Raw genomic sequence first — 13,645 nt, forward strand, 5'->3', positions numbered from 1 at the left:
ATCGGCGACGCTATGCCCGTTGGTCATCGCCATGTTTTCATGAGCAGTTTGCTCTACCGTGTGCCTGTGTCGACCGCATTCACCAGTAAAATTGCTGTTTGCTACGAGACTGAAAGCGAGCACCAATTCGAAAAATGCTATAAGGATTACTCACATGCGTCGTTGGATTCAAACTCTTTCGCTGATTCTCTTGGTCGGCGGAAGCTTTCCGCTCTCTCTGCAAGCTGAGGGAAAAGATGGAACTCTGGACATCTACTTCATTGATGTTGAAGGGGGCGCTGCCACGTTGATTGTGACTCCAGTCGGCGAATCCATTCTGATCGATTCAGGCTACCCGGACTATAACGGTCGCGACCGAGACCGCATCCTGGAAACTCTCAAAGATCAGGCGGGACTGGACCATATTGATCATGCCGTTGTAACGCATTGGCATCTCGATCATTACGGAAACCATGCAGCCTTGGCCGCATTGATTCCAATTCACAACTTCTGGGATCGTGGAATTCCTGATGCTCTTCAGGAAGATAAAAAGTTCGACGAACGCATCGCGAATTACCGTGCGGCTTCGCAGAACAAATCTAAAACACTCCGTGCTGGTGAGACGTTTGATTTTGATTCAAATGGCACGCCATTGAAAATCACCATTGTCTCAGCGAGCAGAGAGGTGATCGAGAATACAGGGAAGCCGAATCCATTTGCGAGTGAGCACAAACCGAAACCAGTCGACAAGTCCGACAATGCCAGCAGTGTGGGGTTTCTCTTAGAGTTCGGAGATTTCCGTTTCTTGTGCTGTGGTGACCTGACCTGGAATATCGAGGCAAAGTTAGTCACTCCGAATAACCCGATCGGACAAGTTGACTTGTTTATGGTGACGCATCATGGGCTGTCGGCAAGCAATAACCCGGTGTTTGTCAAAGCGATTGATCCTGTTGTGGCTGTGATGTGTAATGGGCCAACGAAAGGGGGACATGCCGAAACGATCGCAACTTTGAAAGCGTGCAAGTCCTTGAAGCACTTATATCAACTTCATCGAAATGTCACTCTAGGAGCAGATGAACAGACACCTGCGGAGTTCATCGCCAATTCAGAGCCGACCGTGAACTGTGAGGGAATCGGCGTCAAGGCGACAGTCGCTGCCGATGGAACCAGTTATACGGTTCAGATTGGTCAGGCAGGCACGCGAAACGAATACGAGTCTCGCAGTTCCAAGCATTGAACCCTTGTTTCCAATTCCAAAAACTTTGCCGAAGCCCGCTCGAGAAAGAGCGGGCTTTTTTTTTGAAGCCTTAAAGAAAAGATGCCTGCGTCGCAGGGTGTGGTAAGTTTGAAGTGGGTCCACCACCCTTCGCAATGACAAGTCAAATCGTAATTGCGAAAATCATGAGTGTTTTCGCTGCGACGGTTTTTTCCGTCGCAGCGACCTCATTTTTCATTCAAGAGGTTTGGGATGTTTTCGACGAAAACAATTTGCACGGTCTGCTTTGTTTCGCTTATGAGTCTGTATTGTGGAGACTCATCGGAAGCGAGCGATCCATATCATGTTGTGAAACATGGGAAGCATATCAAGCATGGTGGCTCGAGCTATTATGCACCGGCTCCTTATGGAGGTGTCTATTCCAATTACGGGTACGGCTACGGATCGTTTCAGTCTTCGCAACAATATTCTCAGCAGTATGCTCCTCAGGTCTCTGCTCCTGCGGTGAATATGTCGCAACCCGCCCCTCCTCCAGGAACGATCGGGCAAACATTCATCCTGCCTTCAAGGCCTGTCCCAGTTGAGAAGCATCCTCGCGTGGGGATGATTGATGTTCGAATTTCTGACGCCAAGGATGTTGTCGTTCATGATATGAATCCGATGCGAACTGAAGCGACCATTGATGGATTTCGAGATGCAGAGGACCCTAACATCTGGCACTTTGAAACCAAGCCCCTCTATCCAGGGCTCGATCAAATCTACCGAATTCAGGCGAAAGTGAAGAATCCCGACGGAACAGAAAAGAAGGTGGAACGCTATGTTCGACTGATCATGGGACGTGTCGTCGAGATCAAGATTGAATCCTGATGTAATAAGGTCGATCAAAATAAGTTGTTTTGGCGGTACGCATTCCCCTTGCGTGCCGCCTTTTTTCGTGTGTGATTCGGATGAAAGCAGCGATCGAAATCGACTTCGTGATTCTGGATGTCGTTTCAGGGGCCGCGATGCGTTATTCCTGACTCAGTACGCAACGGAATCCAACGGCATCGTCTCGACCCGATTTGGGGAAAGGCAAGCGAGTGGAGGATGTTAAGCGAGAAGCTGGGTCTTTCCAGGAACCACCACGAATCGTGGCGAAGTTCTCGTCACTCTTTGTGTTCTCGGAGTAGTTGGGCTTCCAGTCATCCGAGCAGTATTCCCATAAGTATCCATGAACATCGTAGAGTCCCCAGGGATTGGGTTTGAGGACGCCCACTTCTGGGTCGTTGCCAGCTGCATTCCCGGTGTGCCAAGCGTATGGATCAAGCAGGGTGGCTTTGTTTCCGGCATCTTCAGGAAGTTGAGCCTTCTCTCCAAAGCTGTATGCTGATGTTGAGCCTGCACGTGTGAAGTATTCCCATTCCCGCTCAGTGGGCAATCGAACGACTTGTTTTGGTTCAATCAATTTGTGTTGGACGAGTAGATTGGTGACTTTCGTGCAGAACTGTTCAGCCTCTGCGAAGGTCATTCGTTCGGCGGAATTTCGTGGCCCCTTCCAGCGACTCGGGTTGCTGCCCATGACGGTTTCATACAGGTTTTGATACACCTCGTATTTGGAAACCAAGATTTTTTTTGTGAACTCGACTTCGTGAACTGGACGTTCGGATTCGGGACCAAAGGTGGAACCAATCGAGACAGCTTTTGGAAACTTGCCCTCTCCGGGAGTGATCTCAATGAACTCGCTACGAAAAGTTTTCAGGATATCCAGAGTTCCAGGAGAGTTTTCTTCTTCAGCAAATGATTTCAACGGAACCAACATGATCACGAGCGATGCGATGTAAAATCGGGACTCCGTAAGCCGTAAGAATTGCAACATCAGATTATCCTTCAGAGTCGCTATGTGGCGATACTATATGAGTTTCGGAGGCTTCGTGTGTGATGGGTAAATGTATCGATGACCGAACATGCAGATCACGCTGAGGAAACGGGATCTCGATTCCAGCTTCATTGAACCGTCGATTGATTTCCACGTTCAGTTGGTGAATCGTTTCTATTCGATTATCCAGGTTAGGAAGAAATGCCCGCAGTGTGAAATTAAGAGAGCTGTCACCAAACGTGTCGAATGTGACCGCAGGTGAAGGGTCTCTCATGACGTGTGGTTGCTCACGGATGATTTTCAACAACATTTCTCGAACAATTTCGGGATCTGTTCCGTAGGCCACTCCAACCTGAAGGACGATGCGAGTTGTGCTGTCAGAGAGTGTCCAGTTGAGTAACTTTCCGGTGATGAACTCGCGATTGGGGACAATGTATTCTTTACGGTCCCAGTCAATGATTGTCGTCGAGCGAATTCGAATCCTGTTGACGCTGCCGGAGACTCCGTCAATGGTCACGACATCACCGATACGGACCGGTTGCTCAAACAGAATGATTAGACCAGACACAAAGTTGGCGAAGATTTCTTGCAGACCAAAGCCGAGTCCAAAGGTCAAGGCAGCTGCTAACCATTGAACTTTATCCCATCCAATATTCAATGGTTCGCTGATTGCCAGAATTCCGACGACTGCGATTCCATATTGAATCAATGCGCCGATCGCATATCGGCTCGATTTTTCGATAGGCAACCATTCGAGCAGTGTGATCTGCAGGAGCCCGGGGATGTTTCGAGCGGCTGTTGCCGTGAGAATCGCCATGACAATTGCGACAAGGAGATTGGGAAGCCGGAGCTCAGTTCCTGGCAGGGTGAAGTCATCGAAGTAATGGAGTGCAGGCAGAACATCGGTCCAGATAAACCAAACACCGACAAGCAGGAAAACGACAACACTTGTGTTGAGAAGTCTTCGTGATTGAGCGCTGACCTCCGCAAGAATCGACTTGCTTTCCTGTAGTTCGGTCGTTGTTTGCTTCCTGGAAGTTTCATTATCCTTGCTGATTTTCGCAAGTGCAGCTCGTGCTTCGCGTGCTTCGGAAATAGCTAAACGTCGGTGGCGAAAAGTCAGCCAGCGAAGAAAGAGTGCCCGGACGAAAAGTACGCCAAAGATGAGCATGATCGTTTCGGCAAGTTTCAAGGCAAGCCGGTCAGAAGCGTACGTAAATCCAGAAGCTGTCAGTACAGCGAGCATTACCGGAACGGCAATGGAGAGAAAATATAAGATCGTTGCTAACCGGTCGGTCCAGCCATTTCGACTTGCGCTGACCCAGGGGCTGATCGCCCCTTTTTCGTTATCGACAAGTTGGTGAAGCACCGATGCCAGGATCAGGTAAATGCCAATGGAAAATATGCGTGAGAGTGATTCCGGTTCCCCCTCTGAATTCCATGCAGTGAGAATGGCGATCAAGACAACGAGTGGTGTCACGTAAAAAAGAAACGATTGCGTTTGTTTCGTGACGACTTCACAAGAATGTTTCGGCCAACTGAAGTGTGACTGAGCCAAACCTTGTGGACGGTGTACGTTGCGTATGAAATCGATGCAGAACAGCCCAGCTGCCACAATGAGTAAATTTGATGAGAGATTCAGGAAGTGTGGAAAGTGCGGAAGGTTGGGGTCAAGGAGGTTGGAAGCGACACTCAACCTCCAGCCAACAAATAAAATTGGCAGCGGCAAAATTATTGACTTGCTGAAAGTCATCAGCATGGCCTGGACGGTCGGTTTCATTGATGTATTGAGCCGACTCGTTGCTTTTTTGCCCGTTTGCTGAATCTGTCTTGTTTGCCGGGACTGAGTGGAAATTAAGAATCCCCAGATCACGATCATGAGCGAATAGACGAACAGGTGCGACCAAAAATCGGTGAACAATAGCCCAATGAGTCTTCGCCAGATGTCGGAATCAACCAGGAGCCGTATGCTGCTGACATCAACTGTCAGCGTTTGAAACGACAATGGATCGTGGCTGCGAATCCAGAGGACGCGGCGATCGATGTAGTTTGTGAATTCATCGCTGAGCTGAATGAGAAAAGCTTGTTCTGCATCGTAGTTGTCGAGTTCTTCCGCGTACTGATCATAGATCAAAATGACACGATCAAGCGCTTCTCTCTGTTGGGTCAGTGCCTCTCTGAGTCGAAGTTCAATCGGATCAGCCTTGTGTGCATCCTCGTCAGAGATCTCGATGTCATTGTTCGATCGTGGCAAAACCTCAGCGATTTCGTCTTCGATATTGTCGAGTTTTTTTCTTTCCTCGCGTTTTTCGAAATAGTGAATTTGCGTCTGTTCGTACGTTTGAGAACGACTGCGAATTTGGTTGGTCAGAACGTCAACGTCTGGGAGATTTGAGCGTTGTTGTCGTAAGCGAATTCCGAATGATCGACTTGAACCGATGCGGCTTTCACGGCTTTTGACCTGTGAGAGTGATTCGGCGAGCGATTCTCGTTCTTCCCTCGATTCGGAAATTTGTTTTTGCAGGGCTTGCAGTTTGTTTTGCACGTCGAGTTCGACGTCAATGATTTTCGTTGTCTCTGTGAGAATCCCGGCAAGTTCTTTCTTCCAGGGCTCTCCCGATTCTCGAGCCCGCTCGGCCTCTTGTGTGATATCTTCCTTGAGCGTCTTCGCGTTTTCCCGTCTCGCTGTATTGACCGCATCCGTGTAGGTCTGAACTTCTTGCTTAAGGCGTTCAACGCGAAGGTTCGCGAGTTCCAGTTCCATTTGTGAAAGTGCAGCAGCTTCTTTGGCTCTGCTCAATGAGAGCTCGGTTTGCAGCATCGTCGGTTCGAGCTCTAGCCGTTTTTTTGTCGCGAGTAACGAGGCCTGTTCTGCTTTTGTGATCAGCGTACTTTCTTCCGCTGAAGGAAGTTGTGCAAGTTTCTTCTTGGCTGCTTCAAGTTCTACAGGAATCGCAGCGAGACGTTCTTTCTTGGTACGCTGTCGCTCGGTTCGACCATCGATACGCGTTTCGAGGCTAGTGAGAGTGGTTTGAGCCTGCGTCAGTTCTGACTTCTTGACGGCAAGATCCTGTCCGAGTTTGACGAGATCTTCATCACTGGATGGGGTTTCGGGTTTCTTCTTCTTGAGGTCGGCGAGCTCGGTTTGAATCTGATTTCGGTTGTCATCAACTTTCGAAAGATCGATCTTTGCTGACTGTTCCCGATTCGTAAATTCAGAAGCCATTGATAACTCAACAATGGCGTTCTGAATAAAACTGAGTGCTGCTTGTTTCTCTTCGTCTTTCAGATCCGCGGAAGACTCGATTTGTGACTTCAGTGAGTCAACTCCTTCGCGTGTCACAGACTGGTCGCGCGATAATTCATTCTCAGTGGGAGATTGCTCGATGACTGGAAGTTGCGCATACGCAGTCTGAAGGGAGAGTGAGCTCAGAAAAAGACACGAAAGCAGCGGAAAAAGGGATGTCAAACGCATAATATTGTTTCGATTATCATCCATGAAAAAGGAAAATCTCAGGGCTTCGCGAACTGCCGTTTGCAGCCAAAGCGGAAGGCAAATCTGAGAGTTGAGTGCGAATGAGGTCGCTGGTCAGGGGGCGACATAATTAGAACTGATCCTGAAACTTGAAATTGCTCTCTCAAACGTTGAGGAAAGCATCTATTCCGGAGGTTTTCGGACTGGTTCTAGCAAGTGTATCAACTGAAACCACGAACTTCCCCTCGTGAGCCAAACGCTTTGTAGCGTCTCCGCTTGCTATGGTGCTCTTTCCAAATGGTCGGATTGGTATGTCGCGATGCGATGCTACTTCAGCAGATCACCTGCGTCTGGCGATCACTTAACGAGTTCGACTTCCACTGTATGGCGTTTCCCATTTCGAATATACGTTAACGGAAGCCTGTCTCCAATTTTGTAGTTCATCTTGATATCAAGATTCCACTGCTGATTCGTCATCGCGATCGGCTTCCCGTCCATCTCGATCAAGACATCTCCAACGCGGATCCCGGCTTTCTTAACAGCCTGCCCGGGGGCTTTTGATCCGTTAATATATTTGACTTCCAAAGCTCCCTGAGATTCGGGGATGTTCAGCGATTTTCGTTTTTTCTCGTCAACAGGTGGAGCCCAGGTATTCAAGTTTGGTGTTACGGACCAGTTCGAACCCCTCCAGGATGCATCAGTGACTTTCCAGCCTTTCTTTAACGGAATTTCGTGCGCTCCGGTTTGGCTTCCGGTGATCTTCAGCGACACATCATCGTTCGGGAGATGGTGCAGAACAAATTGGATGTCTGCAATCGAAGCAATGGCCTGTCCGTTGACTGACTTGAGTTCTTCGCCAACTTTTAACCCAGAGTGCGAGGCTGGTCCCTGAGGGTCAATCGATTCAATTTTGGTGCCGTGGTCGCGGACGATTTCGAGACCGATGTTCTGGGGTAAGGGGTAGCGATAAAAATTGTCGTTCGTAAACGTCCCTCTTTCCTGAGCGATGCGATTTTCTGCATCGTGAATCATGTGGCAATGTATGCAGTTTTTGCGAGTGGTCAGTCCTTCGAGCGAGGCTGCGTTCGCCATTCCGGGGAGTTCAAGAGCCGAGCGGATTTCCTTTTTAGGTCCTCGTTTTTGTGCAAGGCTCTCTTTGTTATTGGGGTAATTTTTGTGCAACTCCAGCACTCGTTCCATCGTGTTTTTGAGTCCCGTGATGGAGTTGTAGGCGTCGGCGCCTTCAGCACTTTGAGTTCCGTAGCGAGCATAAACAGTCCCGTCTGCGTTGATGAACATGGCTGCCCAGTTGAGATCATGGTCAAATTGAAACTGATCCAGATCGACAGCTTTCATTTCAACTTGTCGAACTGGAATGAAATGTTTCTTCGCCATGTTTGCGATGGTGTCGCTTCCGTTTGCGACCTCCGCATCGAATCCTTTGCAGTCACGACACGGGACGCAACGGAAGGTCACGAACAGTGGCTTGTTTTCTTCTCGAGCCTGAGCGAGCGCACTTGGAATGTCGTTGTAGGTCCAGAGATCCGTTACTTCTCGAGCGTGGTCATCGTTGATGGCTTCCAGAAGCTGCGGGAGTTTGTCAGCAGCGAGGATTGGTGAAGCCCAAGCGAACAAAACGAAGAGATTGATAATAAACTTCATTTCGCAACATCCTGATCTTGAGAGCTAGGGGAACTTTGAGAAAAATCAACGTTGACGATAGCAGTTCGCGTCACCAGCGTCACGACTCCGGACTCGATATTTCCGCTCACGCTGTATTTCACAACTGGGCTCAATGATTCCGCTTTGTACAGCAATTTTCCTGTTTGGCGATTGAAGAGTTGAATACGGCTTCCGGGAATTTGGTCGTCCATCGCCTCTTCAGGGAAGCGTGTTTCTGCAGTGACAAAAACAGGCAAGTCGACAGGTTGATCCACGGAGAATGCGGAGTTTTCGAGATTCGATTCCCAACGCAAGCTTCCATCATTCCGACTGATAGAGATGATCGGGCCATTGACCATCACCCGCCGATATCCATCGTGCTGCTGGCTGGCATTCAATAGCCGTTCGTCTTCAATCGTTCCGGAGAGAACAATCAGAATGTCTTCTTCTCCCACGCTGCTGACAATCTTCGAGATAGGGTCAGGCAATTCAAGTTCGTGTGTCGCGACAGTTTTTCCACTTTGAGTCTCCACGATTTCAAGACTTCGGTCCGCTCCCAAAACTCCTGTCCAGCGTCCGTCTAGCTCGAATGGAATTGATCCCGCTTTCCATTCTCGACTCCAGACGACCTGCCCGGAGGCAAGGTTCAGCCATGTGAGCTTCAATGGGGTTTGGCTTGCCTTGAGCTCTTTCAGACTCGGGACGTCTCCTTCTTCGATGAGAAGATGTGTGCCGGAAGAGAAGAGGATTGAGTCCAGACTGATGGGAGCATCTCGTTGTTCGATTACGCTTCCATCCAAGGCGGAATAACTTTGCAGCCGGCCCGTTTTCTCGCTGAGGACGCATACTGTCTTTTCATCACCAAAACAGAGTGCCTGTTGCGGCAGGTCATAGCGTCTCCAAAGTTCCTCTCCGGTTGCTGTTTCATATGCAACGAGCATTCCTTTTTGTTGAATGCAGAAATATCCTGCGCGGACCGGTCCGACGATCGTTGCAAAATGCCCAAACTCGTTCATTCGCTCAGCGGGAGGCCTGGGGGAACTTCGCCTTTCCGGAACTTCGCGAGATTGAAATGAGAGCATGTGATTCGTGCGGTCTCCGAGTGTGTCAATCGTTGCTCCGCGTGGAGGCCACAGCAGCTTCGCACCCCGATGGCCATCTGCATTGAGTGGGCTGATTCCATAAACTTCAGAACCGATTTGAGCAACGATAAACCCGTTCACGTTCCATGCTTTGACGAGTTCGTGTTCCAGACGCAAGACGCGGTCACTTCGAGGTAAATAAGCAGGCCAGGGGCGTTCCCATCGCTTTCCTGAAAACCTGACAGCTCGGTGCCCCGGGAATTCAATATCGATGTTAAGGCCCACATGGGGGGTTCCGTCAATGTTCCGAATCGTAATTGGATCGAAGTAAAGATTGCTCGAACCACGAGCCGTCTGTTGAATAGTTGGCTCCTTAACAGGCCAGCTTGATGGATCTGAGTTGGATTGAGGTTCAGGAAGGAAAATCGATTTCGCCGCGACCTGCTTGTAATCGAGAAGTCGTTGGCTCAGGGCTGATTGCAGACTCTCTGGCTGGTCATTCTCGACCTTTTCAACTTCGAGAGACCAGGGTGTCGAAGAAAGAATCTGTGCGAGAAACTCGCTTTCCTCAGGGCTGTCCAGCAGTCGATGCTGGAAGGCTGAGCGGAGTGAAACTCTGATGCGTTCTCGGTCCTCGTCAGACAGCGACTTCGCCGCTTTCGCCAGTTGGGCAGCGACCCAACGATCTATTCGAAAACGCCGCATCCTCTCGGTTGCAAAACCTTCAGCGATCGGGCGGGTGAACTCTTTCCCGAGAAGTACAGCGACTCGTTCCCACTGCTGAGTTTTCAGGGCCAGCTCAAGATTTGCCCTGAACCAGGACCGGATGAACTCCGGCTTGTGGATCTGTTCTGAAGGAGTCGACGTCGATTCAGTCTGAATTGAGTTCGAATCATTCGTGACAGATTGTCGAATGAATTCCTGAGTCAGTTGCAACTCGTTTTCGCGATGTCCATCCGCAACTTGCGGCGCTGCGTGTTTCGCTTGGTCTCCGTTGTGAACTGTGATGTCCAAGTTCGTAAGTTCTGCGGCCTCGTTTGCCTCAAGTTCTGCCAAGACCCGTAGGGTCGGTGAGAGTTGTTCGTGATCGACGGCAGCATGACCAATACGTTGCAGCTTTCGCATTTCTGAAAAGCTGGCTTCGAACAAGGCTCCATCATGGGTGAGGAAATTTCTTGGTCGCTGCAAATCGGTGACGTTGTATGGAACCCATTTCGAAAGCAGGTTGAAACGGGAATGCTCTGCTTCGCCCGACTCCAGATTGATAGACGTCCAACCCTGTTCGCTGTCAGGAAGAAGATAGTCTGTTGCTGATGAGACGCCTCGGCCAGCAGGGACATTGAGAGGTGTTTCCCACAAAAGTTTGCCAGTTTGAACATCCAGGCATCGAGCCGAGTTGGCTCCGATGAGCAGAACACCATGCTGAGAACTTGCGGTCGCAATGTACAGCGCGTCCTCTCGATCAACGGTCCAGAGAACATTCCCTGTCTGCCGATGGAACAGTGTCAGTTGCTGACCTTCGGGGCTGGCGAATGCAACATAGTCTTCAAATATGAGCGTTTGAATTTCATGCCATTCGGACCACCATTGAAAGCCAGTGAGGCCGAGCTTGGGGTGAAGAAGTCCGGTCCCAGATTTTGGGACGTCGTGTCTGGGATATCGATACGCCCAATCCACGCTCCAATCGACGAGATTCACCACCGCAAGCAAGCCAGCCGATGTTGGGCAATACGCCTTTCCATCAGAGATTTGAATCGTACAGGCAATGGACTGTCGGCGGTCGTCACGTTTCTCGAGCGTGGTACTTTCAATCGAGCGAGAGACCTCAGCGAGCATTAACCGTCGTATCAATTTTCCGGTGCTTTTATCAAGTGCCAGTAAATTGATTTGAGATGTATGTCTGAACTCCGCCAGAACAAGTAGCTCTTCGCCGAAGACGATAGGGGGACCGCAAAGGAAGGCTCGGGATTTTGCCAACGAACCGTTCGTCCAAACTTCTTCTCCCGTTGCAAGATCCAGACAGGTCAGGCGGTTTGCTGTTTTTCGGTTTTTCTTCTTGGCATCGAATTGGCTACCCTCTGCATTCGCTTCCGTGAGGAAAAGATGTGTCCCGTCACTCGCCATTTTGGAATAGAGCGATTCACCAAAAATGCGAAAGAGAGTGGATCGAGTGAGATTCCAGGAGCGGAGCGGGCTCTCAACTTTACTGAGTTTTTTGAGAATCCTTGCTCCGTACTGATCGAGTGGGCGACTCCATACGAGTGTGCCATCGTTGATTCGGCGAGCTTCGATTTGGATTGGAGTGACAGTGATAAGCAAATCATTGTGGAAGATTGCTTCCCAGGGCGAGAAGGGTGACAGCCCGTTTTCACGAAGGTCTCGCTGCCCTGCCTGAATTGTTTGAATTGCTCCTTCAGAGAGTTTGTAGTCAGTCGTCCAGGCGGGAATGATCGAAGGGCGAAAACCTTTATCGAGGAGTTGTTTTTCAGGTTCGCGCTGATGAGTCGAGCTACCACTGCTCGGAAGTTGACCCTGATCCCATTGTGCTGCATTCCAGAGCTTGCGAGCGAACTCTCCCGAAGTTGTCAGTGGGTATGTCGAGGCAACAACTTTCAGGAGTTGAAGATCATTCGACTCTTTCGCGGCTTGAAGTTGCTCATGCGCTTCCGGTTCGGCATGTCTTCGATAAGCTTCCAGAACCGAACTCGGCTGTTCGAGCAGCAAGGCTCGGGAGAGCGCGCGAGGTTGGTGCAAACTGCCTTGGTAGAGGACAAGCCCCGGCTTTTCTTCTTTGAGGACTTTCTTGATCAGTTCGGCAATTCGAGCATCGTTATTGGAGTGAAGCTCTGCCGGGATGGATTGAATCGTTCGTTCTAATTCTCGATTTCTTGGAACCGAAGCAGAGAAAGAAAAGTTGAGTGGCTCGGTCGATTGATCCGGTTTAGGGACTTTCTCTGGTCGGGTTTCGGATACTTTCGATTGTTGAGGAGTCGGAGTCTGTTGAGAGGGAGCATCTGGGCTGAGGGTAGCGATTGTGAACATGCACAACGCGACTCGCAGCCAAAATTGTCGACTGTCGGGGAAGTTATAAGAACCAGGATGGACGATCCCGGCTGACGGTCTATTCAAATCAAACTCCTAAACTCCGCTTGAGTTCGTCGAGGTCATCCCGCATGTCGTTGACTATTTGTCGAAGTGACTCAACCTCAGAGCGAAGGCTGGCTGTTTCGTCGCGTACATGATTCAGTTCGTTAGATGAAGGTGACGTCGCAACCGGTTGCTGCGCCACCTGAGCGCCTGCAGGACGTTGAATTGGTGCAGCAGCTTCAGTGGGCATGGCCTGCATCGTCTCGAGTTGCTGGCCCTCAGACTCGAGGTACATATTGTGATCGACTTCGATTCCGCGGCGTTCGAGGTCTCCACTCGCCTGGATGAACCCTTGTTCCAGTAATGAACTGAGTTCGTTGCGAAGTTCGGTCAAGCTCTCAATGGGAACCATTCGACTTGCTCGTGACCGGAGTTCTCCCAGTTGTTGTTTTCCTCGCAGGAATAATTCCGCCATGATCGCGAGTTGTGGCTCGTTGAATGGGAATCGCCTGCGCATGTAATGTCGAAATCGTTCCGTTCGACCGGACTCTGGATGGACGACTGCGATCAGGCCTAACTCTCGGAGTTCGTCGAAGAGATCCCAGACAGCCCCTTCTGTGTAATTCGTTACGGGGTCACGATTACTCTTCTGGTTCGCTCCAGTGGTGGAAGCTTTCAGAGTCAGCGGATATTGATCCGGAGTCGTCAGCCCCTTTTCGATCAGGACTCCCAGGACTCTCCGTTGCCCTTTTGTCAGCTGGCGAACTAATGGGGCTTCTTCGTCAAACCGATTTTCGTACGATCCGCTCATATTTGTTTTAACCATCCAATGATTATGCGGTGATGACAGATTCCCTGTCTTCTCTCTCAAAACTCCGCGGCCGAGGACTTTCTCTGCGAACAAAAGTCCAAAATCAAATTTCCGCAGCAGTTGTAGAGATTTCTCTGGGAGAGAAAATACCAGTTCTGAGCTTTGGAATCAAAATCGATTGTGAAATTGAGACCCAAAGTCGAGAATCGCGTGCCGACACTTCCCTCGAGCAGGCAAAAAGAGTGTCATTGGTCCAAGACCTTCCGGAATCCGCGGAGTCCTCCTGAATCTGTTATGACGAGTCTCAGGAGTTCGGCTCATTTCAGAGGTTTTGGAATAGGTGTTAAAAGCATGAGACGGAAGTCTTGAATTCGTACAATAGAGACACTATTGTGCGGGACTTTCCACTCCGGGTGGAAATTAGAGAGACGTATTGTATACCTGTGTACACGTGAAGATTGCCGTGTTCGGGTTGTTT

7 protein-coding genes are annotated in these 13,645 nt (G+C 49.9%); 2 read left to right on the forward strand and 5 right to left on the reverse strand.

Annotation, left to right across the window (positions count from 1 at the left end; genetic code table 11):
* Nucleotides 1-154: 154 nt before the first annotated feature.
* Complete coding sequence (locus tag ACN0YR_RS03655) at nucleotides 155-1,216, forward strand: ComEC/Rec2 family competence protein (protein ID WP_417847836.1); 1,062 nt, start codon at nucleotides 155-157, stop codon at nucleotides 1,214-1,216.
* A gap of 231 nt (nucleotides 1,217-1,447) precedes the next feature.
* Complete coding sequence (locus ACN0YR_RS03660; protein ID WP_417847837.1) at nucleotides 1,448-2,062, forward strand: hypothetical protein; 615 nt, start codon at nucleotides 1,448-1,450, stop codon at nucleotides 2,060-2,062.
* 142 nt (nucleotides 2,063-2,204) lie between these two features.
* Here ACN0YR_RS03660 and ACN0YR_RS03665 read toward each other — a convergent pair whose 3' ends face one another.
* From ACN0YR_RS03665 to ACN0YR_RS03685, 5 genes are all read right to left on the reverse strand, one after another.
* On the reverse strand, nucleotides 2,205-3,050 hold the full coding sequence (locus ACN0YR_RS03665) for a formylglycine-generating enzyme family protein (protein ID WP_417847838.1): 846 nt from the start codon (nucleotides 3,048-3,050) through the stop codon (nucleotides 2,205-2,207).
* Between the two features lie 4 nt (nucleotides 3,051-3,054).
* Entirely contained in the window at nucleotides 3,055-6,525 is a 3,471-nt protein-coding gene (locus ACN0YR_RS03670) for a mechanosensitive ion channel domain-containing protein (protein ID WP_417847839.1), read from the reverse strand.
* Nucleotides 6,526-6,882: 357 nt separating this feature from the next.
* On the reverse strand, nucleotides 6,883-8,187 hold the full coding sequence (locus tag ACN0YR_RS03675; RefSeq protein WP_417847840.1) for a Trx7/PDZ domain-containing (seleno)protein: 1,305 nt from the start codon (nucleotides 8,185-8,187) through the stop codon (nucleotides 6,883-6,885).
* Entirely contained in the window at nucleotides 8,184-12,398 is a 4,215-nt protein-coding gene (locus tag ACN0YR_RS03680) for a PQQ-binding-like beta-propeller repeat protein (RefSeq protein WP_417847841.1), read from the reverse strand. Before ACN0YR_RS03680 ends, ACN0YR_RS03675 begins: the two co-directional genes overlap by 4 nt.
* Before the next feature lies 1 nt (nucleotide 12,399).
* A complete protein-coding gene (locus ACN0YR_RS03685; protein ID WP_417847842.1) occupies nucleotides 12,400-13,182 on the reverse strand; it encodes a DUF480 domain-containing protein in 783 nt (260 codons plus the stop codon).
* Between the last annotated feature and the right edge of the window lie 463 nt (nucleotides 13,183-13,645).

Origin of the sequence: Thalassoglobus sp., from assembly GCF_048270125.1 — a bacterium.
Taxonomy (GTDB): domain Bacteria; phylum Planctomycetota; class Planctomycetia; order Planctomycetales; family Planctomycetaceae; genus Thalassoglobus.

Excerpts from the sequence above, each read along its gene's own strand:
- ACN0YR_RS03655 (WP_417847836.1), top strand. The coding sequence starts at position 155 with ATGCGTCGTTGGATTCAAACTCTTTCGCTGATTCTCTTGGTCGGCGGA.
- ACN0YR_RS03660 (WP_417847837.1), top strand. The coding sequence starts at position 1,448 with ATGTTTTCGACGAAAACAATTTGCACGGTCTGCTTTGTTTCGCTTATG.
- ACN0YR_RS03665 (WP_417847838.1), bottom strand. The coding sequence starts at position 3,050 with ATGTTGCAATTCTTACGGCTTACGGAGTCCCGATTTTACATCGCATCG.
- ACN0YR_RS03670 (WP_417847839.1), bottom strand. The coding sequence starts at position 6,525 with ATGCGTTTGACATCCCTTTTTCCGCTGCTTTCGTGTCTTTTTCTGAGC.
- ACN0YR_RS03675 (WP_417847840.1), bottom strand. The coding sequence starts at position 8,187 with ATGAAGTTTATTATCAATCTCTTCGTTTTGTTCGCTTGGGCTTCACCA.
- ACN0YR_RS03685 (WP_417847842.1), bottom strand. The coding sequence starts at position 13,182 with ATGGTTAAAACAAATATGAGCGGATCGTACGAAAATCGGTTTGACGAA.